General features: G+C 66.9%; 20 protein-coding genes and 1 tRNA gene. 10 read left to right on the top strand and 11 right to left on the bottom strand.

The window, feature by feature from the left end:
- Nucleotides 1-22 precede the first annotated feature (22 nt).
- Nucleotides 23-94 (top strand) — tRNA-Gln (locus tag WFH25_RS11505).
- 245 nt (nt 95-339) lie between these two features.
- On the opposite strand, the gene WFH25_RS11500 is transcribed toward WFH25_RS11505, so the two are convergent.
- A complete protein-coding gene (locus WFH25_RS11500) occupies nt 340-2,184 on the bottom strand; it encodes a hypothetical protein (protein ID WP_336697774.1) in 1,845 nt (614 codons plus the stop codon).
- The gene (locus WFH25_RS11495) at nt 2,181-3,167 is read right to left on the bottom strand and encodes a hypothetical protein (RefSeq protein ID WP_290132735.1); all 987 of its coding nucleotides are present in this window, start codon (nt 3,165-3,167) and stop codon (nt 2,181-2,183) included. Before WFH25_RS11495 ends, WFH25_RS11500 begins: the two co-directional genes overlap by 4 nt.
- Before the next feature lie 361 nt (nt 3,168-3,528).
- Between WFH25_RS11495 and WFH25_RS11490 the strand changes: the two genes are divergently transcribed.
- Nucleotides 3,529-4,098 (top strand): helicase associated domain-containing protein, encoded by a 570-nt coding sequence (locus WFH25_RS11490; protein ID WP_336697773.1) that lies wholly within the window; start codon nt 3,529-3,531, stop codon nt 4,096-4,098.
- 9 nt (nt 4,099-4,107) lie between these two features.
- On the opposite strand, the gene WFH25_RS11485 is transcribed toward WFH25_RS11490, so the two are convergent.
- Nucleotides 4,108-5,208: a hypothetical protein gene (locus WFH25_RS11485; protein ID WP_336697772.1), complete on the bottom strand. Its 1,101-nt coding sequence runs from the start codon at nt 5,206-5,208 to the stop codon at nt 4,108-4,110.
- Between the two features lie 222 nt (nt 5,209-5,430).
- Between WFH25_RS11485 and WFH25_RS11480 the strand changes: the two genes are divergently transcribed.
- A complete protein-coding gene (locus WFH25_RS11480; RefSeq protein ID WP_336697771.1) occupies nt 5,431-5,991 on the top strand; it encodes a hypothetical protein in 561 nt (186 codons plus the stop codon).
- Between the two features lie 351 nt (nt 5,992-6,342).
- On the opposite strand, the gene WFH25_RS11475 is transcribed toward WFH25_RS11480, so the two are convergent.
- The 3 genes from WFH25_RS11475 to WFH25_RS11465 all read right to left on the bottom strand — a co-directional run bounded on the left by WFH25_RS11475 (nt 6,343) and on the right by WFH25_RS11465 (nt 8,802).
- The gene (locus WFH25_RS11475; RefSeq protein WP_336697770.1) at nt 6,343-6,870 is read right to left on the bottom strand and encodes a hypothetical protein; all 528 of its coding nucleotides are present in this window, start codon (nt 6,868-6,870) and stop codon (nt 6,343-6,345) included.
- Between the two features lie 122 nt (nt 6,871-6,992).
- Entirely contained in the window at nt 6,993-7,430 is a 438-nt protein-coding gene (locus tag WFH25_RS11470) for a DUF4234 domain-containing protein (RefSeq protein WP_336697769.1), read from the bottom strand.
- Between the two features lie 7 nt (nt 7,431-7,437).
- Entirely contained in the window at nt 7,438-8,802 is a 1,365-nt protein-coding gene (locus tag WFH25_RS11465; protein WP_336697768.1) for a sulfatase-like hydrolase/transferase, read from the bottom strand.
- A gap of 116 nt (nt 8,803-8,918) precedes the next feature.
- Here WFH25_RS11465 and WFH25_RS11460 point away from each other — a divergent pair, with 116 nt between their 5' ends.
- The 3 genes from WFH25_RS11460 (at nt 8,919) to WFH25_RS11450 (ending at nt 13,057) form a co-directional block, all read left to right on the top strand.
- The gene (locus WFH25_RS11460; RefSeq protein WP_336697767.1) at nt 8,919-10,697 is read left to right on the top strand and encodes an alkyl sulfatase dimerization domain-containing protein; all 1,779 of its coding nucleotides are present in this window, start codon (nt 8,919-8,921) and stop codon (nt 10,695-10,697) included.
- Between the two features lie 482 nt (nt 10,698-11,179).
- Complete coding sequence (locus WFH25_RS11455) at nt 11,180-12,073, top strand: alpha/beta hydrolase (RefSeq protein WP_336697766.1); 894 nt, start codon at nt 11,180-11,182, stop codon at nt 12,071-12,073.
- 84 nt (nt 12,074-12,157) lie between these two features.
- Nucleotides 12,158-13,057, top strand: a complete 900-nt coding sequence (locus WFH25_RS11450) for a helix-turn-helix domain-containing protein (RefSeq protein ID WP_336697765.1) — start codon at nt 12,158-12,160, stop codon at nt 13,055-13,057.
- A gap of 6 nt (nt 13,058-13,063) precedes the next feature.
- On the opposite strand, the gene WFH25_RS11445 is transcribed toward WFH25_RS11450, so the two are convergent.
- The 5 genes from WFH25_RS11445 to WFH25_RS11425 form a co-directional block, all read right to left on the bottom strand.
- On the bottom strand, nt 13,064-14,440 hold the full coding sequence (locus WFH25_RS11445) for an MFS transporter (RefSeq protein ID WP_336697764.1): 1,377 nt from the start codon (nt 14,438-14,440) through the stop codon (nt 13,064-13,066).
- Nucleotides 14,437-14,859 (bottom strand): DUF2000 domain-containing protein, encoded by a 423-nt coding sequence (locus WFH25_RS11440; RefSeq protein ID WP_336697763.1) that lies wholly within the window; start codon nt 14,857-14,859, stop codon nt 14,437-14,439. Before WFH25_RS11440 ends, WFH25_RS11445 begins: the two co-directional genes overlap by 4 nt.
- A gap of 9 nt (nt 14,860-14,868) precedes the next feature.
- Entirely contained in the window at nt 14,869-15,813 is a 945-nt protein-coding gene (locus WFH25_RS11435) for a 2-dehydropantoate 2-reductase (protein ID WP_336697762.1), read from the bottom strand.
- A gap of 64 nt (nt 15,814-15,877) precedes the next feature.
- On the bottom strand, nt 15,878-16,399 hold the full coding sequence (locus tag WFH25_RS11430; RefSeq protein ID WP_336697761.1) for a winged helix-turn-helix transcriptional regulator: 522 nt from the start codon (nt 16,397-16,399) through the stop codon (nt 15,878-15,880).
- Nucleotides 16,400-16,426: 27 nt separating this feature from the next.
- Nucleotides 16,427-17,368 (bottom strand): DMT family transporter, encoded by a 942-nt coding sequence (locus tag WFH25_RS11425; protein WP_336697760.1) that lies wholly within the window; start codon nt 17,366-17,368, stop codon nt 16,427-16,429.
- A 52-nt stretch (nt 17,369-17,420) separates the two neighbouring features.
- Between WFH25_RS11425 and WFH25_RS11420 the strand changes: the two genes are divergently transcribed.
- The 4 genes from WFH25_RS11420 to WFH25_RS11405 all read left to right on the top strand — a co-directional run bounded on the left by WFH25_RS11420 (nt 17,421) and on the right by WFH25_RS11405 (nt 20,610).
- Complete coding sequence (locus WFH25_RS11420; protein ID WP_336697759.1) at nt 17,421-18,335, top strand: LysR family transcriptional regulator; 915 nt, start codon at nt 17,421-17,423, stop codon at nt 18,333-18,335.
- A gap of 149 nt (nt 18,336-18,484) precedes the next feature.
- On the top strand, nt 18,485-19,168 hold the full coding sequence (locus WFH25_RS11415; RefSeq protein WP_336697758.1) for a DUF998 domain-containing protein: 684 nt from the start codon (nt 18,485-18,487) through the stop codon (nt 19,166-19,168).
- Between the two features lie 42 nt (nt 19,169-19,210).
- On the top strand, nt 19,211-19,822 hold the full coding sequence (locus tag WFH25_RS11410) for a TetR/AcrR family transcriptional regulator (RefSeq protein ID WP_336697757.1): 612 nt from the start codon (nt 19,211-19,213) through the stop codon (nt 19,820-19,822).
- A complete protein-coding gene (locus WFH25_RS11405) occupies nt 19,819-20,610 on the top strand; it encodes an SDR family NAD(P)-dependent oxidoreductase (protein WP_336697756.1) in 792 nt (263 codons plus the stop codon). Before WFH25_RS11410 ends, WFH25_RS11405 begins: the two co-directional genes overlap by 4 nt.
- Nucleotides 20,611-20,622: the final 12 nt, after the last annotated feature.

The raw sequence follows: 20,622 nt of genomic DNA, 5'->3' as shown, positions 1-20,622 counted from the left end.
GGCCGGGCGCCTCCGTGCGCGTTCCGCCTTGGTGTAATGGCAGCACGACGGCCTTTGGTGCCGTTAGGTCCGGGTTCGAATCCTGGAGGCGGAGCTCGGGCCAGTTCGGTCTTTGCGGGATTCCTGGTCATTCTTTTGCTCGTGAGGCGTGTAGGAGCCGTTCGACATCGTCTGCGCACTGCCCGGAACCTCGTGCTGACCGAGAAGTGGGGCCGAGCTGTTGGCGCGTGCGCGGTTCCGTGAACGACGAATGCCCCCTGACCCGTTTCCGGGCAGGGGGCATTGGCTCGGCTATCGAGCGAAGTTGGTCTGTGTTCAGTTCGGGGCGAGCGCCGGCGCCTAGCCGAGGAGCTCGTCGATGGGTATGAGGTAGTACTCCGGAGGTTCGGAGTTTGCTTCAGTCGCATCCGGCTGCTGGACCCGGGCGTTCGGGTTCTGCTTGGCGTACGTCATCCAGTGATTGCGATTCTTCGCGCTCAATCGCTTGAGCGCGAGGCGGTCCTGGAGGAAGTGGATCAACCGGCGAAGGTTCTGGGAAGCCGCAGCAAGCGCTGCAGCAATCTCCGCAAACCACGGGCCGCGACCTCGACGGTTCAGCGGGTCGTGGAGTCCCTCGGCCTGAGGGTCCTTTACCCGTGAGTTGACGGACTCGATCGTGTTGCGAAGTCCATACCAGCCGCGCCACTCTTCGGACTTGTATTCGAACTCCTGTCCGAACTTGAGGTGCTTCGTGCCGTCCCCGTTGTTGCGCTTGTCGGCGACGAGACTGCCGGGAATTTTGACCGTCTTGCCAGGGATGGGGGTATCGAATTTCTCGCCGGTGGTGGTGTCGAAGTCGATGGAGTCGAGTCCGGTTGGGTAGAAGTACTGCCGCGAGCCATCGGCGTTGTGGCGGCCTCGGGGCTTGAGCCGATACTTCGCGCGCTGCTCCCGACGCTTGGTGACGAGGTCGTGTCCGGCGGCGAGCTTCGCCTCACGAGCAACGGGATTGGTCATCTGCGACGCAGCGATTCGGGTCTTCGCCCACGTGGATTCAGCGAGCTTGAGGGCCTGGGGCATGAAGGAGGGGTACCAGGATCCGTCGCACATGACGAGGTCGTGCTTGCCGTCCTTGCTTGCGTAGTACGCCTGGATGCCGAGCTTATCATGGGGGTAGTCCATAACGGCGTTCGCGCCGCTCGTTGCGATGGGGAGCTGAAAGTCCTCGGACTTCGCGCCGGGCAGGTAGGCGCGGTCGGCGATGACGGTTGTAATCGGGATTCCGCGTTCTTTGCAGGAGTCGAGGAAGCGCTTGCCTTGGCCGGCGACCTCCCCGGGCTTGTGGCCGCCGAACCAGATGATGAAGAGTGGGGCGTCGATATCCGCGCCAGGACTGTTGCGGGTGAGCGTGCCAAGCTCGGCTTCGCGACCAAAGATGCGCTTCCCCGGGGCAGAGTTGGTGCCGTCGTGGTCACCCTCGCGGACGTAGAAGCCGCAGCCGTAGTTGACCGATGCGGTGTCGTCACCCGTCATGCGCTCGAGGTTCTTCTGCATGCCCGCAACGGGGATGACCGTGGCATCGATCGCCGCAGTGCCGTGCATGCGGTCCCGGAGCTCCTTGGGAAGAAGGAGCCAGGTTCCCTGAAGTAGCTGGTTGCAGATGGTCATCATGCGTCCTTCGAGCAGCTCCAAGCGCTCGGGGTCGGAGTAGAACTCCTCCTTGATTTCCGCAAGACGTGCCGGGCTCGGGCGACGCCAGCGGGGGCCGGGGTCGCGGTCGAGCAGGTCCTTGAAGCGGTGCACTGCCCGCCAGTAGGCGTCGTAGAGCTCTCCTCGCTCGAAGATGCTGGGGTCGATGCCGAGCATCTCGAGCTCTTCGTCCGTCGCGTCAACGAGCAGGTCTGCGCCTGCTCGGATGCTGACGGTGCCTTTGACGCGCATCGTGACGAACATGAGTTTCATGGCGCTCGTCGTGCTCATGTACGCGTTGCGTCCTCGGCGGGACGGGTGGTCTTCGAGCCAGTACTGCTCGAGGAGTTCCTCGATGCCCGCGAGAGCGATGACCTTGCTCGTCTCACGGACGGCTCGATGGAACGCGTCGCGCTTGCCCATCTTGAGGTACATGAGCATGGACATGCCGAAGCAGTCCTGCATCCACTGTTCCGCCTTCTCGAAGTCGTGATGCTTCGCCTTCGGCGCGGTCATCGGGCGACCTCCGCGCGGAGCTGACGCCGGTAAGAGGCGTCTTCGAGCGCGGGAACGTGTGCGACGAGCTGGTCGAGGTGTTCGAACTTCGTGACGCCAGCCGCGGTCATGAGGGCGCGGAGGTTCGTGCCTGCGATGAGGTGCGTAATCAGCCAGGTGTTCCGCATCCGGGTGGTGACGGGGTCTGGTTCGTTGCCGCGGTCGGTGTCGTACAGGAACGTGGTGAGGGTGCTGATCCCGTGCTTGATGCGCTTGGGTGAACCAAAGACCCAGTTGTCCGTGGCGACGTCGGCGGCAGATTCGAGCAGCAACGGTTCGAAGCGGGCGAGCAGCGGCACGACGCGGCCCGTGCGCGCGACGGTGATAAGGACCCCGTCGGTGTCGACGGTGATGTCGCGGCGGCGGACCTGCAGCAGTTCGTTGGCCTTCAGGCCGGCGCCGGTGCACAGGGCGAGCGTGACGCCAGCGCTGCGTCGACGTGCGGCGGTGGCCTGCCCCCTCGCCCAGCTTTCGAGCAGATGCAAGTCGAGATCCGAGTAAGGCGCGGCGGTGTTCTGCGGGGAGGTTGCTGCGAACTCGAGCGGAACAGAGCCGACGAGGGCTTCGGACGCCCGCATCAGCAGCGACCGGTACGTGCGGCGCGTCGTGTCGGCCCAGCTGACATCACTGCGGGTGACGTAGCGGCGAACCATGACCGGGTGGAACACGACCATCGTCGCGGCCGGGTAGCCGTTGACGTTGACAACCCAGTCGACGTAGGGCGCTGCGACGACGAGGACGCGATCAACGTCGAGCGATGCGGCCGCGGCGGTCGCGACTGCTGCGTCGAGAACGAACGACTCAATGAAGGCCCACCGGTCGGCCGGGAAAGTCGGCTGGTAGGTCATCGGCCATCCGCCCGCCAGCGTACGGCCGAGCGTGGTTCCCGCTCGCTGCGCGGGGGAGCGAGGGATGAGGAATGCGATGAGCAGGGTCGAGGCCATGGCGGGCCTATGCGTCCACGTGTGATCCAGCTGTGCCGTGCGGGTCCTGAAAGTGATCGCGTGCCGCTCAAATCCCCGTGAAACCGGGGAAGTGGACGTGTCGGCAGGAGCCGCGGTAAGTGATGCAGCTCGGGCGTGTCGTGGTTCTGCCGAATGGTCGACGACACCGGGGTGACATCGACTGTGTGCATGCGTTCCGGGGAGCTTTCGTGTTCGGGGACACCGGAACGGTAGTGATCTTCACGGCTGGGTTGGTCCTGTTCCTGGACCCGAGACGGCGGTCACAGGCGCGTCGATCAGAAATCTTCGCGGTCCGCGCATACCGCTCCCGAGGTCGACCTGCGGCCTCGGAGAGGACCGCATGCCCACCCCGAACCCTGCGCTCACTGCCCTTTGGAACGACTACGCCGAGTACGCCGCACGCCCGACCGGGGTCCTCACGCTGGATGAGCGCCGCGGCGTCGCGTTCTACCTCGCCGACCGCGATGACGCCGCTGATGTGGAACCGTTCGTTCGGCGGTGGATCCGCAACGTGCACGAAGTCGACACGTTCCGGCAGCAGCATGGTCGGCTGCCTCGTGCAGATCCGAAGCGTCCGCGGCCCGCAACCGACGAGCAGGCGCTGGTGGATGTTCTGGCGTACTTCCGCGAGGTCGGCAACGCGGACGGGTACTGCACCTATCAGCGACGGCGACTCGAAGCGATCCCCGGTTTCGCGTGGCGGCCCCGAGACGCACGGTGGGAGAAGATGCTGCATCGGCACCAGCAGTTCTGGGCCGACAACGGCCGTGCGCCGCAGCGTCGTGCCTTGGACGCGGATGAGGTGTCGATCGGGCGGTGGGTCGCGCATCAGCGTGCCCGGCACCGGCACGGCACTCTCCCGGCCGACCGGGAGCAGCAGCTTCGTCGTGCTCGATACAGGATCCTCTGATTGCCAGGGTCAGGCTCGGCCGCGGATCTCAGCGAGGATCCGCTGCCGATGCTCGGCGGTGTCGAGGGTCGGAATGTGCTTCAGGAGCGTGAGCAGGTGCTCGGCCTTGCTGAGTCCGGCGGCGTCGAAGAGGACGCCGCCGTCGGTCAATGCGGCGAGGTGGGTGCTCAGCCAGGTGGTGCGCATCCGGTTCGGCACAGGCTTCGGTTCGCTGCCGAAGTCAGTGCGGTTGATGAACGGGGTGACGACGTTGAACGTCGTCGCCCGATTCTGACCACCCACGACCCACGCGTCAGCTCCGAGATTGATGATGCTGTCGCGAAGAAGCGGCTCCCACCGTACGAGAACCGGCACATCCCGTGGAGTGGCGCTCCGCACGTGCACGACAACACCGTGGCGGTCCACAGAGATGTCGCGTCGTCGGAGGTGCTGCATCTCCCACGGCAGGAGGCCACCGCCGGCACCGAGCGCCAAGATCGCGCCGGCGTTGCGCCGTCGGAACGACGTTGCTTGCCCCCTCGCCCAGGCCTCCAGCAGTCGCAACTCGCGGTCGGAGTACGGAGCAGTCGCGGACTGGCCGTTCAAAGGGCCGAACGAGACTGCATCCTCGTCCGGAAGCAAAGCCTCGGAGATGCGCAGCAGCAGCGACCGATAGTCCCGGAGCGTCCGGTCCTTCAGGCCGAGGTCGTCGCGACTGATGTAACGACGGATCCACACGGGGTGGAAGACGTTCGGCACCAGCGGCATCCCCATCACGTGCACCACCCAGTCGACGAACGGTGCGACGGCAACCATCAGCCGCTCCGCCAAGTACCCGCATGCCGGCGCGATGACGGCCACCGCGTCCTCCGTAAACGTCCGAACGTTGCCCCACCGCTCCGCCGGAATGTTCTGGCTCTGGTAGTTCCGTACCATCCGGGCGGGCTCGGGGCGAAGCTGCGCGACAAGAGTCCCCTTGTCCGTCGGAGATGAGCGCGTGCCAAGCGGTCGCTTCGGGACGGCGAGCGGTTCCGCTTCCCAGCAGCGCGTATGTGCGCAGTCGGTGACCAGTCCGGGACGCGCGAACGGACGGCCATACGCGGCGCCGCGGGGACGACCGAAGTCGGTCACGGAACTGACCGCCTCCTGCCGCGGGATGACCGGGTGCTCGAAGTCTCGTGGTCGGCGAAGCGCCTCGACAGCGCCGGGAAGAAGTGTGCTCATGGCAGGAGCTATGCGTCGTCCTTCGCGGCAGGCGGCCCTGACCACGAAACGAAGCCGGACAGGCACAGGTCACAGCCGGGCTCCGGGGTCGCGCATAGGGGCAGGAGAACCAACTCCTGGAGGACACCAATGGACTACCGCACCGCAACCCGCGAAGAACGAGCCGCCGAGTTCATCGACTTCGCTACGAAGCTGCACGAGGGCCGCTACGACTACTCCCTCGTCGAAGCGGCGTACATCAACGGCGACACGAAGGTCACCATCATCTGCCCCGGCCACGGGCCCTTCGCTCTAACCCCTCGGGAGCACCGCCGCATCCGTGACACGCCATGGGGTCCGCAGCGCGGGCAGGGGTGCCGCGATTGCAAGGGCTTCAACGCGCGCGTCGAGCTCCGCCGCGAGCGATTCATCGCGAAGGCGCAGAAGATCCATGGCAGCCGCTACGACTACAGCGAGGTTGTCTACGTCGACGCGAAGACGGACGTGAGCGTCGCGTGCAGCGAGCACGGCGCGTTCGCAGTCCGACCGGACAATCACACCTCCAAGTACCCCGCTGGCTGCCCTGACTGCGCGCTCCGCGCGCACCGTGGGGCTCCCCGTTCAAGGAAAGCGCCCGACAAGGGTCAGTGGCGAACCCGTCCCGCCGGCACCACTTCGGGTCGGAAGCGCCCGAAGCGGAGCGCGTCATAGCCGCCTGGACGTGGCGCTGATCAGCCCTATGAGCGCTCCCGTCACCGTCCGTATGGCGTCCCGCTGATGCGAACCAAAACGGACCAGCTATGTGCGACGCCTCGCCCCAGTCGGCCGCGCACACGCCCTCAGCTCATCAAGTCGCGCGCCTCACGACGGGCTTGCGAGACCCGCATGGTTCCGACGTGCCGCTTGCTCGCGCCACGCTGTGAGGCGAGCGGCGTCTGGCAGCTTCGCCCAGCTCGGTCCACGTCAGCTGAGTTCATCCACGAGATTCGTCCAATACTTCCTTGACCCGATCGTGTATCGAAATGGTCAGTGGTGGTTGGGGACCCGGCGTGCCGGAGGCGGTCAGGGGAGAGCCAGCTCCGCCGACATCTGCTGTCCGGTGTCTGCTTCGAACCAGCTCACCGCGATCCGGCGAAGTGACAGCGTCAGTCGTGGTGACGTGTGAAAGACACCGGCCTGGCCGGCGTCTAGATTGCCGAGGCTACCTCCGACGAGGAGGGCTGCATGCTCGGAGGGAACGGCGCTGATCTGCACGTCCTCAGCGCCAACGTTTCCGGCGTTTCGCAGCCGGTACGAGTGCGCGTCTACGCGTTCCTCGATTGCCCACTCCACCTTCGCGTTCAGGGCTTCTTCGTACACGCGGACGAGGTCGACGTCTGGCTCAGAAGCGACTGCAGCCATCTTTTCGACGGCCTCCGCAATCCGCTCACCCGAATCTGCGCTGCGCGAGAGGGCTGCTGCAGCGTCCGCTCGAGCGTCGTTGGCAACTCTCTCTGACTCGTCCGCCTTCTTGCGTGCCGCGAGAGCGACGAAGAAGCCGATTACGCCTCCGGCCAGCCCGAGGGCCGCCAAGATGTCTGAAAGTGCCATGGCCCGATACTTGCAGCTCGCGCCGTCCGGTAGAAGATCGTCTACCGGACACGTCGCTCTTTGTCGGTGACTGACTGCGGAATGCGTCTCGTGCCAGTTTGTGCAGCACCAGCACCAGCGTCTTACGACTTCGCTGCTTCGGCGAGCTGCTCCGGAGCATCTTGAGCGCGGTAGGCGGCGGTCAGATGTGATTGGTAGTAGTACCCGGTTCCGCCGGCGAAGATGAGCGTGACGGTGGTGAGGAAGGCGCAGACGACCCCGAGTGCAGGATGAACAGGCTTCTCGACGCCGAGCTGCAGCTCGGCTCGGCGGATGCGAGCACCGGTCCGGTAGATGGAGACGAACGCGGGCACGATTAGCAGTCCGCCGGGGACGATCGCGAGGAGCGACAGCCACGGCTTGATCCGCTCGTCGCGGAGCAGCCGTCTGGTCTGGTCGTTCACGTCGAAGTACCAGACGAGCCAGTAGATGAAGACCGTGACGACGGTCAGCACGAGGACGAGCAGTGGTGATCGAAGCGGGTAGTCCTCCCCGTCGATCTGCACCTCCGGTGTGGCCATGGTTTCGTCAACCCCGGTCGGGTGTGTGGTCGACGTCGGTGCCGGGCGGGATGAGTGGCTCGGTTCGGACGCTGTGTCCGAAGTCGGCGATCATGCGGTTGAAGTGCTCCGCCGTCCAGGTGTGCAGGTGTGGCAGGGCGATGGCCTCACGCTCCTGCGGGTCGGTGATGAGGTTGACGATCCGAGGTGTCGGCAATCGGGATGCTGCCTCCTCCAGGTAGCGCTGGGCGACGAGGACGAGCTTGAAGTCGTGCCACTTGGCGCCGTACAGTTCGGACCCCATCCAGTAGAGGTACCCGTCGCGACCGGAGCGGTCCTCTGCTCCGGTGAGCCAGGCGGACTGATCAATGCCGTCGATCGCCCTGTCCGACGGCGCGTCGACCCCCGCGGCGCTCAGGAGCGTGGTGAACCAGTCGGTCACGTGCATGATGTCGTTGCTCGTCCGCCCTGCGGGGATCTGGCCGGGCCACCGGACGATGCACGGCGTCCTGAGGTTTCCCTCGCCGCCGGCGAAGTACGACCCCTCCCAGTACCCGGGGCTCCCACGCCAGAGCAGCACGTCCTCGGGCCCGTTGTCGCCCGCGAACACGACCATCGTGTCCTCGGTCAGGTCGAGCTCGGCGAGGAGGTCGAGCAGCTGACCGAAGTCGTGGTCGAGTTCCAGGAGGCAGTCGGCCCATTCGCCCTGCCCGCTCGAACCCGTGAACTCGGCACGGGGAACGGTGGGCATGTGCATGAGGGAGTGGTTGAAGTACACGAAGAAGGGCTCGTCGTCCTCGCGCGCGGCTCGGATGAACCCCTCCGCGCGGCGGAGGTACTCGAGATCGCAGTCCCGCCGGACCTCCAAGGTGAGCTGTTCCCGTTCGGTCACGTCGTCGTCGCCAGCGCGGATCTCGAGCATCCGGGAGACACGATCCCGGCCGGGGCGGTACCACGGGTCCGTCGGCCAGAGCGCCTCATCGTACGTCCGTGCAGGACCGTACCATTCCCGGAAACCGTGGTCAGTGGGCCACCGTCCGGGCCCTTCCCCGACATGCCACTTGCCGTAGGCCGCGGAAGCGTACCCAGCGTCATCGAGCAGATCACCGAGGGTGCGTTCCCACCGGACGAGGCCCCATCCATCGGTCGCACCGATCGGCACGCTCTGTGTTCCCGAGCGGATCGCATGACGACCGGTGAGGAGGGCTGAGCGCGTGGGTGTGCACTGGGCCTCCGGCGAGTAGTTCGTCAGCCGAAAGCCCTCCGCCGCGAACGCGTCGATCCGCTCCGTCACGACACCCCGGAACGGCCCTCCCGCATAGGAACTCAGCTCCCCGAAACCGAGGTTGTCCACGTGGAAGAACAAGATGTTGGGTGTTCGTCGCTCCGCCATGCACGGATTCTCCGACGCGTTGAGAACGGCAGGTTCACCCAGAACGGGTGGAGCCTTCAGGCGTCCCATGTCAGATGTTGAGGTGCTGCATAGAAGCCGACTGAGGAGAAGCACGCATGCGCACGGTGGAGGAGTGGGAAGAGTTCTTCGACGGCTTCAAGGACAACCTGGCCCCGGTCGTCTACGACGCGGGTCCGTCGCTCACAGTGACAGACGCAGACCCAAGAGTCCACTCGGAGCAGACCGCGTGGGCACGTCAGATGGGTAAGCGGATCTACATGCCCGTGGCTGGCCGCGTGTACACGGCGGTCGGCTACCAGCTCTGCTCGCCGACGATGGTCGTCGGCGACGACGGGCTCATCATCATCGACCCTGGGTTCAACGACGGTGCAGCATCCGAGGTCATGACCGACTTCCGCAAGTTCTCGGACCTCCCTGTCCGCGCGGTCGTGTACACGCACCGGCACCCGGACCACGCGTTCGCCATCTCGGGACTCGGTGTCAGCAAGGAGGACGTCCACGAAGGACGTGTCGACGTCATCACCCACGAGTCGTTCACGGACTGGCTCATCAACGACGCGAGCCTCATCGGGCCGATCCTCGGCGCACGCTCGTCTCTCGTGACGGTGGTGCCGGTCGGGCCTGACGGGTCCGTGCACGGCGGCCTCGGCCCGCTGTTCAAGCCGGCGCCGGTGTCGACGTTCATGCCGACGATCACCGTCGGCGAGAGCGAGGATCTGGTCATCGCCGGGGTGCGCATGACGGTGTTCCACGCCTACGGTGACGCGCAAGACGAGATCGACGCCTGGTTCTCAGACCTGAAGCACGTCCACGGTTCCGAGACCATCCAGGGGGAGTCGTTCCCGAACCTATACACGCTCCGTGGCACGGCCTACCGCGACGTGGAACTTTGGCGGCAGGGCGTGGATCGGCTCCTCGACCACGCTGGCGGGGCGGATTCGTACTCCGGATCGCACATGCGCCCATGGGTTGGGAACGCCTTCATCACCGAGCGGATCACGAACTACCGCGACGCGATCCAGTTCCTCCACGACCAAACGGTGCGACACATCAACAAGGGCTTCACCCGTGAGGAGCTCGACCTCGTCGCCAAGAGCCTGCCCGTGCACCTCCGGACCGACCCATGGCTGCAGCCGTACTACGGCACTCCCGAGCATTCCGTTCGCAACATCTATGACGGACTGCTCGGGTGGTATCAGGGCGACCCGACCGAGCTGGCAACCCCGGCCCACCACGACAAGGCGGCGAGGTATGTCGACGCACTCGGAGGACGCGACTCGGTCCTCGCCGCAGCCCAGAAAGCGATCGACGCCGGTGAGCGCGGGTGGGCGATGGAGATCCTGACCCACGTAGTCCGTGTCAACCACGACGACACCGAAGCTCGCCGCCTGAAAGCCGCCGCGATGCGTGCGTGGGCCTTCCAACAGAAGAACATGTACTGGCGCAACCTCGCGCTCGGAGGAGCGCTGGAACTCGAGGACGCTATCGACTCCGCGAAGTCCCTGAGCTTCTCTCCGCCGGACATCGTCGCCCTCTTCCCGCCGGAGAAGATCATCGACGCCCTCCGCGTCCGAGTCGACGCCGCTGCCGCCGAGCACGCACACGTCACCGTCGGCTTCGTGTTCACCGACACCGGAACGAGCGCCGCGCTGGAAATCCGGCGCGGGGTCGCGGTGTTGCGGACTGACATCCCCGCTGATGCTGCGGCGACGGTGACGACGACGGCCGAGGCGCTTCGCTCGCTCGTCGCCGCGGGTGGTGACACGTTGACAATCGTGGACTCACCGGTCGCCACTACCTCCGGGAACGCGGCGGAGTTCGTCGCCTGCTTCGAACCGATCCCCATCGAGCCCATCCGACTCGTCGTCCGCTGACGCAACGACCCTCCCGCGCCCCGAGCGACAACCACGACTCGTCCAACGGCCGCTGATACTCGCTATCGGGCGACCAATAGCCGATCGGCTATCGGACGTTCGACCCGCGTCGAGGCAGCGTAGCTTCGGCTCATGCCAGATGACATCGAGCCGGGCCGTCGCACACCCGTCTGGCTCTGGGTCTTGTTCGCGTTCGGACTTGCCGTGTTCGGGACGGGGTCCTTCCTCGCGCGAGTCGAGCACCACCTGTACGGCGTGCTCATCTTGGCTGTTGGGTTGGCGATCGTACTGACCTTCGTCGTCCTCCGGGGCCGCCACTCAGACAAGCGATAGTAGGACCAGCCTCGGAGAACGACGGGGTAGACGTCTCAATGGGCGATCGGCTATCGAGACGGCGCGCGGGTGGCATTGAGCGGGAGTGACGGTGTCTAGGAAGAATCTTTCCCATTGTCGGCCGTCTCGGTCCGACCGAGGGTGGGGTCATGCAGAAGGTCAACTTCACCCGTGACGGGTTGACGCTCGTCGGAAACCTGTTCACCCCCACCGACTTCGACGAGAACGGCCACTACCCGGCCGCGATCGTGCAGGGCTCGTTCACTTCCGTGAAGGAGATGATGGCCGGCACCTACGCGCAGAAGCTCGCGGAGCAGGGCCTGGTCACGCTGGCGTTCGACTACGCCCACTACGGCGACTCTGAGGGCACGCCCCGCCAGCTCGAAGTTCCTGCCGAGAAGATTGCCGACCTGCAGGCCGCGGTCACGTTCCTGCTTGACCTGCCGTACGTCGAGGCTGTCGGCATGCTCGGCGTGTGTACCTCCGCCAGCAACGCCACGTTCCTCGCCGCTGGCGACGACCGTGTGAAGGCACTCGCGACCGCCGCTGGGTTCCTCGTGACCCCGGCCGTCCTCGACGCCACCTACAGCCAAGACGGCATCGCTGAGCGCCTGGAACAGGCTGCCGCCGCGAAGCAGAAGGCTGACCAGACCGGCGAGGAGACGTTCATTACGGTCTACAGCGAGACGGAGCCGGACGCCGCGAACTACGTCCCGATCGAGGGCGCGTACGACTACTACAACAACCCCGCTCGCGGCGGCGTCCCCGAGTACACGAGCAAGCTCAACGTGCAGTCCTGGACGACGTGGCTCGACTTCGACGCTCTCGCCCGGGCATCGGACATCACCATGCCGACGATCGTTGTGCACTCCGACGAGTCCGCGGTGCCCGAGAACGCGAAGGCACTCTACGAGGCCGCGCAGGGCGATAAGGAACTCGCCTGGTGCGACGGGAACCACTGGGACTACTACGACTCCGACAAGCACGTCGACTACGCCGTCGCGAACATCAGCCGCTACTTCCACAAGCACGTCACCGCGTAGCGTCACACCCGCCGGTGCCGCGCCCGGGCCTGCTACCCGCGCGCGGCACTTCCATCAGTGCAATGAGACGCGATCGGAGGGACCGTGGCCGCGAAGAACCCGCACCTGGAAGAGCTTGGGCTGTTCCTCAAAGCGCGACGCAGCGAACTCACTCCCCAGATGCTCGGCCTCGATGCCGGGATACCGGGCTCTCGACGCGTCAGCGGACTCCGCCGCGAAGAAGTCGCCGCGTCCGTCGCGATCAGCCACGACTACTACACCCGAATCGAGCAGGGACGGCCGGCTCCCTCTGCCCCGGTTCTCGACGCCCTCGCAAGCACGCTCCTGCTGACCGCGGTCGAGCGAGAGTACGTCGAAGGACTCGCGAAGCACGCCGATCGGCGCGTCCAACCGCGCCGACGACAGAGCGCGGTCAGCCCACAGCTGCAACGGCTCCTCGGCCGGTTGGACGGCACACCCGCCTTCGTCGTCGGGAAGTACCTCGACTACCTCGCTTGGAACCCCCTCGCCGGCGCACTCCTGCTCGACCTCGACCACCGGCCGCCGCAGGACCGCAACTACGTCCGGATGCTCTTCACGGACCCACGAGCGAGAGACCTCTATGACGACTGGGAGGGCATGGCCCGCACGGGCGTTGCCCTCCTCCGCAGCCAAGCAGCCGACAACCCTCACGACCCAGGGCTTGCAGCGATCGTCGGCGAGCTCTCCGTCGGGTATCCGCAGTTCCGCACGTGGTGGGCCGACCGCCACGTGGCCGGCGGCGGGCAAGGCACGAAGACCGTCCACCACCCGGAAGTCGGCGCGCTCAGGTTCGACTGGGACAGCTTCCAACCGCTCGGCGTCGTCGATCAGCACATCACCATCTGGACCCCAGCAGCGGGAACACCGACCGATGACAAGCTCCGCATCCTCAGCTCCTGGATTGCATCCTCCGATGCACGAAGTCCTTCGAACCAGGTAGCGCCGGATGGTGCGCCCACTTAGGGATCCTCAGCCGGACGTCGCTCGACGCGCTCGAAGGTGCAGCACGGCTGCCAGGCCCGTCGTCAGCACTGCAGCGGCCGCGGCAACACCCCATGCGATGTCGAATCCGTGCACGGATTGGCCGGGTGCGGAGAGGGCGGTGATGACGACGGCGACGCCGAGGCTCGAGCCGATCTGCCGCGAGGTGTTGAGGATGCCGCTGCCTGCACCTGATTGTGCGGGCGGCACGGTAGCGGCGCCGGTCGCGAGAAGGTTGCCCATCGCGAGACCGACTCCGATGCCGCCGGCGATGAGCTGCGGCAGCAGCACGGCAGCGTATGCGGGTTGGGCGGTGCGGAACAGCACGCCCCACACCATGCCTGCGGCGAAGATCGCGCCGCCCCACGCGACGAAGGTGATGGGACGGATCCGCGTCCCGATGCGGCGGACCACCGCGGTGGTGAGCGGGACCATAAGGGGGCCGGGCGCCATCGCGAGGCCAGTACGTACAGGCCCGTAGTGCCAGACGTTCTGCAGCCACAACGAGTTCGACAGCAGCATGATGCCAAACGCTCCGGAAAAGGCGAGCATCGCTGTGTTCGCGAGCCCGAACCGTGCGCCCCGGAACGCTGCCGGGTCGACGAGCGGGTTCCGGTGGACTCGTGAGCGCCAGACGAACAGGCCGGCTGCGACGAGGACTGCCGCGGCGAGGAGCATCGTCGTGATCGTCCAGCCCGTCTGTGGGACCTCGACAATCTCTGCAACGAGCGCGGCGACGGCGGCGGAGAGCAGGAGGGCGCTGACGAGGTCCGGATGTGGGGCGCCGTGTTGTCCGCTGATGCGTGGGACGCGTCGCCAGGTGAGAAGGATCGCGACGACGCCGATGGGCAGGTTGATCAGGAACACCCACCGCCAGTCCAGGGTCACGAGCAGGCCGCCGATCGTCGGTCCGGTCGCTGCGGCGAGGGCGCCGACGGCGGCCCAGGTGCGCACCGCGTGCGGTCGGGCGTCTGGCGCCGTGGTGTTGAGCAGGAGGCCGAGCGACGCGGTGGTGATCATCGCGCCGCCGATGCCTTGCAGGACACGGAAGCCGATGAGGAACCCGAGGTCTGGCGCGCCGGCGCAGAGCACGGACGCCGCGGTGAAGACGATCAGGCCGGCTTGGAACACGCGCGTGACGCCGTAGCGGTCGGCTGCGCGGCCGCTGACGATCAGGAGTGCGGCGATGGCGATCGCGTACCCGTTGATGACCCAGGAGAGTCCGTCGAGGGAGCTGCCGGGGAGGTTCTTGCCGATCGCGGTGACGGCGACGTTGACGACCCAGAGGTCGAGGTTGCACATGAAGTTCGCGATGAGCACCACGGCCGTCGCGGTCCGAGTGCGGCTGGTGGTTGCTGTGCTCATGGGTGCCGCACCACTGCGCTCTTGATCACCCGGTCGATCTCTTTCGCCGGACCGCCAACGGCGAGGCCGGCGATGCGGACCTGGTCGAAGGCGAGGTCGGCGATGGTGGCGCGGTTGTCCGCGTCGTTATTCGTGGCGAAGATCGTCTCCGGGTAGACCGTCAGCGTGACGCCGCGGCGGTGCGCGCGGCCGGCGATCGTGGTGAGCTTCTCCCCGGTCGCTTCGAACACGAACACCGGCTGCTGCAGAAGCGCTCCGGTGGTCACGCCGTCCGCGTACTCGTATGGTTCCCCGACGATTTTGGGTTCGGCGGCGGCGATGCCGGCGACTGTGAACGCGGTGACGTTCAGCCGTTGCCATCCGGCGAGGTCGTCACGGACGACGACGGCGATCTTGGTGTCCCAGTGAACGTCGTTCATCGCTGCTCCTCAGACCGACGCCGGAACGTGCTGTGCGGAAGTGTGCGGCTGGCCGACGCGGGCGCGGACCGTTGCCGAGTGCAGGCGTGGGACGTCGACGCGGACGCGGGCTGCCAGGGCGACGAGGTCACCGAGGATCGGTTCGACTTCGGTTGGCCGTCCGGCGACGAAGTCGCGGTACAGCGAGGTGGTGAACGGAGATCCGGCCGCTGTCAGTACCGCCATGGTGCGGTCGTGCGCAGCCGGTCGAACCGGGTGTTCCGTGGCGGCGAGGACCGCTTCCACCTCAGCGATCACACCGAGGACGGCAGCGAGTCCGCCGTCGGCAGCGACGATGGTCCCGACCGGGCCGCCGTGGAGGACGGTCGCGGCGCCGCCCGCTGCCATGAACGCCCACTTCTCGCGCATGTCCTGCACGATGGAGTCTGAGACGGCGGTGGCGAAGTCCGCGGGGGCGAACAGCTCCGCGATCGTGGTCGTGCGCTCGGACCAGGATCCGTCGAGCTCGCCGAGGGCGATGCTGCCGCCGGGGGTGAGCTGGCGGACGGTGCCGTCGGCGTCGAGCTCCGTGGCGACGACCGCCACGCCGCCGAGGACGCTGTGCGCTCCGAGCCGATCGGTGAGCATCTCGAGGTGTCCGATGCCGTTGAGGAGCGGCAGGACGACGGTGTCGGGCCCGATGGCCGCACCGACGTCGTCGAGCGCCGGGATAATGGCGGTCGCCTTCACGCTTAGCAGAACCACGTCCCACGGATGGTTGAGCTCATCGGCGGTGACCGCCACGACGGGGATCGCCGCGACGGCGCCGTCTGGGCTGACGAGCCGCAGTCCGTCCCGGCGGAGCGCGTCGGCCCGGGCCGCGCGAACCAGGAACGTCACGTCCACGCCGGCCGCGGCGAGCCGGCCGCCGAAGAATCCGCCGACGGCGCCAGCGCCGACCACCAATACCCGCATCGCAACCACACCCTTCCCCTCGCGGCGACGTGCCGGAGGATGTAGGAAAGTGTGTCAGGTTTAGCTATCTTGAAGCAAGCCGACCATCTTTGAGGTTGTGCAGGGCGTTGCTGAGGTCGACCTGTTCGCCGTCGCGGGAGCCGGCCCAGGTCCACCGGGTGTTCTCAATGTCGAGGGTGTGGCCGCAGGTGCGGCAGGTGTCGGCGCTCTGCGCGCGAGCGCCGCAGGCGCGGCAGTTGATGCCGAGACGGCCGAGTTCGGCGTTCGGCGCGTGCTGCTCGGCCCAGAGGGCGAAGGCGTGCAGGACGGGGAGCGCGTCCGCGCCAGCACGTGTCAGCCGGTACTCCGGCCGGGGTCGCGATCCGGACGCTGCGTCGACCCGCTCAAGCAGCCCGTTCTCGGTCATCGTCTTCAGTCGGCCGCTGAGGGCTTTGTCGGTGATGCCGGTGTGGCGGGAGAACTCCTCGAACCGGGTTGCGCCGCCGAAGGCTTCGCGCAGGATCAGCAGGCTCCACGGGTCGCCGAGCACGTCGACCCCGCGAGCGATCGTGCAGGGGCGTTCGGACCAGTCGGATCGTAGTGGCATGGTGCTCCTTCTGCAGGAGCAATCACTCTACTCGGGAAAGCTCACCATCACGTTCTCCGTCTTGGGGCGTCCGAGGGCGCGGCGAAGCCGTTCGCCCTGCGACACGAGGGCGACGCCGAGGAGGACGATGACGCCGCCGACGGCTTCCTGCACCAACGGAACTTCCCCGAGCCAGATCCAGGAGATCAGGACCGCGACCGGTGGGACGAGGTACAGCAGCGAGGTGGACAGTGCGACCGGCATCCGTGCCACGGCGAATGCCCACAGCACGAACCCGAGCGCGGACGGCAACAATCCGAGGTAGGCGGCAGAGAGCCACCCGGCCGGGCCGGCGTGAACGATCATCGCCCAGCCCACCGGAACGAACGGCAGGGTCATCACCACGCCGGCGAGCATGCAGTAGGTGGCGACTTCGATGCTGGAGTACTTCCGCAGCAGCGGCTTCTGCAACGGGTGGTAGATGCCCTGCACGACCATCGCCGCGACCACCACCCATGCGGCCGCACCGAACCCGATCCCAGACCGCGCAAGGCAGACCACCGTCACCCCGGCCAGCGCAACGAGCGAACCGACACCGACGATGACCGGGACACGCTCAGCGAAGAGGACACGTGCGACGAGGACGGAAACCAGCGGCGCCGCGGAGACGATGATGCTCGCAGTTCCCGCCGGCACGTGCAGCTCACCCCAGTTGAGGAGCAGCTGGTATGCCGCCATGCCGGTCAGTCCGCACGCCGCTACCCAGCCAAGATCCGCCAGTCGTGGGAGCCGGATGCGCATGATCAGCCCAACCACGATGAGCGCGATCGCTGCAACGGCGAGCCGCACGAAGGACAGTCCGACGGCACCGAACTCAGGGACGGCGACGCGGATCGCCGGGAAGGCGCTTGCCCAGAGGACGACTACGGCGAAGCCGGCGAGGGTGGCAGCGTGGCGGGTCATGCCCCGATCATGCTGGCGAAAGAGCATCAGCACTAGTTACCATTAATGAGCACATTAATCACTCGTGATGAGGTTTTAGATGCTCGATGCACGTCGTCTACAGCTCCTTGCTGATCTCGAGCGTCTGGGGACGATCGCTGCCGTCGCTAGTGAGCTCCGCCAGACCGCGTCCGGTGTGTCGATGCAGCTCAGTGCATTGGAGCGGGAGGCCGGCGTGCCCCTCACGGAACGACAGGGGCGGCGGCTCCGTCTGACTGCCGCGGGTACCCAGCTCGCCCGCCACGGCCGGGACCTCGCCGCCGTATTGACGTTGGCGGAACTTGAACTCGACAGCATCCGTGCGGGCTCACTGGGCAAGTACCGCATCGCAGCGTTCCCGACTGCCGCGCGGACGATCGTCGCGCCGCTCAGTCGTCACCTCCGAGACGCCGGCGGCGCACTCGATGTCGAGCTCGACGTTCTCGAACCCGACGACGCCGTTGAGGCACTCCGGGCCGGGCGTATCGACGCGGCGATCGTCCACTCCTACTCGAACCTTCCCCGGACCGCGCCCGACGGGATCCACCTGGAGCAGCTCGGGTCAGAGCCAGTGGTCCTCGCCGTCCCGGACACCGAACCTGCCGACACGGCGCATCCGCTGCGGAATCGCTCGCACGAGCAGTGGATGGCAGCACCCGATGGCACCGCCTGCCAACGCATGCTCCTCCAAGCCTGCGCCACCGCCGGTTTCGAACCGGCTATCGCCGTCCGCACCATCGACTACTCCGTTCAGCTCGCCCTTGTGGCCGCCGGCACGGGAGTCGCGCTGGTGCCGCGCATGGCAGTCACCGAAGCGCCAGCAGGTGTCACGTTCCGCACCCCAGACCCCGCGGTGCGCCGCGAGGTGGCAGTCGCGATTCGGCAGAGCAGCCTGAGCGATGCCGGCCTGCGGGCCCTCGTCGACACGATCGCAATGCTCGCCACCCGGGTCCTGGAGCACCCCGCGGTCGCCTGACTAGATCATTCGATCTTCCACAGACTGATCGCCTGGACTTGCATGGCGTCGCCCTCGGGAGCACTATCTGGATCACTCGATCTATGAAAGGTGCTGTCATGTCCGCATCATCAACCCGTCGGCCTGCTCCGACCGAGATCGCCGGCGCGTTGCTGTGGTTCTCGAGCCTGCTGTGGTTCTTCGCCCAGTTCGCCGCAGCAAGCGCCTGGCGGACCCCGTACTCCCTCGCTCGGAACTACGTCAGTGATCTCGGCGCAACGGCCTGCGGGCACTTCCCCGTCGGTTCGACGATGGAGGTTTGCTCGCCGCTGCACACGGTCATGAACACCTCGTTCGTCTTGTGGGGTGCGGTCTGGTTTGTCGGCGGCCTGCTGTTCGCTGCAGCGCCGGGTATGACCCGGGCGGTGCGGACCGCGTACGTCCTGATCGGGCTCGGGGGCGTCGGCACGGCCATCGTGGGATTCGTTCCGGAGAACGTCGACTTCACGATCCACAGCGCCGCAGCGCTCCTGCAGACCTGCGCCGCGACAGCGGGACTTGCGATCCTCGCCGTCCGCGCGCTCCGCCACGGCCACCGCACCGCCGGATGGCTGACCATGCTCGTCGCGGTCGCATCCGTCGTGGGCATCGTCGCAACCGGCGCCGCTGAAGGCACCGGCGCGTTTCTCAGCGTCGACCTCGGCATCTGGGAGCGGATCTCGCTGTGGCCGCTGCCGATCTGGCTTGCCGCCGCGGGGGTCGTGCATCTTTCGCGCATCGCTAGCGGCCAGCAGCCTGAGGCCGCGCCGCGCACAGCGGCGCCGCTGACGCGGTCGCTTCGCGTCCAGCACTGACACCACCGACTGTCACCACGACAACACAGGGGAGGACGTTTCGTGCCGAAACACGTCGACCACCAGGCTCGCCGAGCGGAAATCAGTAGCGCGACCTGGCGCGTGATCGAGCGGGGCGGTATTCCCGCCGTCACGCTCCGCTCGGTCGCCGCCGAAGCAGGCATCTCCCTCGGCGTCCTCGCCCACTACTTCACCAGCAAGGACGACATCCTCCAGGACGCCCACCGCGCCGCCTACGACCGCACTCTCGAGCGCGTCATCGAACGCACCCGCTCGCTCCACGGACTGCAAGCCCTCCGTACGTCGCTATTGGAGGCGCTTCCTCTAGACGACGATCGGATCCTCGAAGCGCGCGTCGACGTCGCCCTCGTGGGCGCCACGGTCACTGACGAGGCGATCCGTGCAGCCCGCGCGGAGTCCGCCGACACCCTCCGCCGCCTCATCCTCGGATGCCTCGCCGAAGCCCGCGAACGTGGCGACCTCCGCCCCGACACCGACGACTCCCTCACCGCGGACGAGTGCGCAGTCCTCATCGACGGCGCGTCCGTGCTCGGACTCCTCCGCGTCGACGACGCCAGCATCCGCAACCGACTGATCGCCCTCGTCGACGCGTTCATCGCCCGCATCAGCCCCGACCGAACGGACACCCCATGACCGCACTCATCACCGGCGCTTCCTCCGGCATCGGACTCGCCTTCGCCGAACAGTTCGCCGCCGAACGACACGACCTCGTACTCGTTGCTCGCCGACGCGATCGTCTCGAAGCCGCCGCGGCCCGACTCCAGGACCGACACGGCGTACGCGTGACCGTCCTCCCGGCAGACCTCACCGAGGACGGCATCTGGGACCGCATCAGCGACGAACTCGACGCCCAGGGCATCACCGTGAACACCCTCGTCAACAACGCCGGCTTCGGCGTCCACGACGACGTCGCGAACTCCAGCCCAGCGGACCTCGCACGCGAAGTGCAGGTCAACTGCACCGCCCTGGTCGGCCTGATCACCAAACTCCTCCCGGGGATGGTCGAGCGGCGCAGCGGTTCCATCATCAACATCGGCTCAACCGCGTCGTTCCAACCCGTCCCGCACATGGCCGTCTACGGCGCCAGCAAAGCGTTCGTGCTCTCCTTCACCGAAGCCCTCGCCGTCGAGTTGCGGGGCACCGGTGTCCGTGCGCTCGCGCTCTGCCCCGGCGCCACCGACACCGAGTTCTTCGACGTCGCAGGAGAATCCGCCCGAACCGGCCGCTCTCGCTCTGCAGCCGACCTGGTTCGCCACGGACTGCGTGCACTGCGGGCCGGCCGCTCCAGCACCGTGCACGGCCTCGACAACGCACTCGTCGCCAACATCGTCGCAAGGCTCCTCCCCCGCCGAACCATCGCCGCAATCGCCGGCCGCGCCACCGGGCTCCCGCAGGAGAATCAGAACGTGTCAGCTGGCTAAATGACCGCGCTG

This window comes from Curtobacterium sp. USHLN213 (genome assembly GCF_037144815.1).
Lineage (GTDB): Bacteria > Actinomycetota > Actinomycetes > Actinomycetales > Microbacteriaceae > Curtobacterium.
This window is presented reverse-complemented; position numbering and strand designations above follow the sequence as displayed.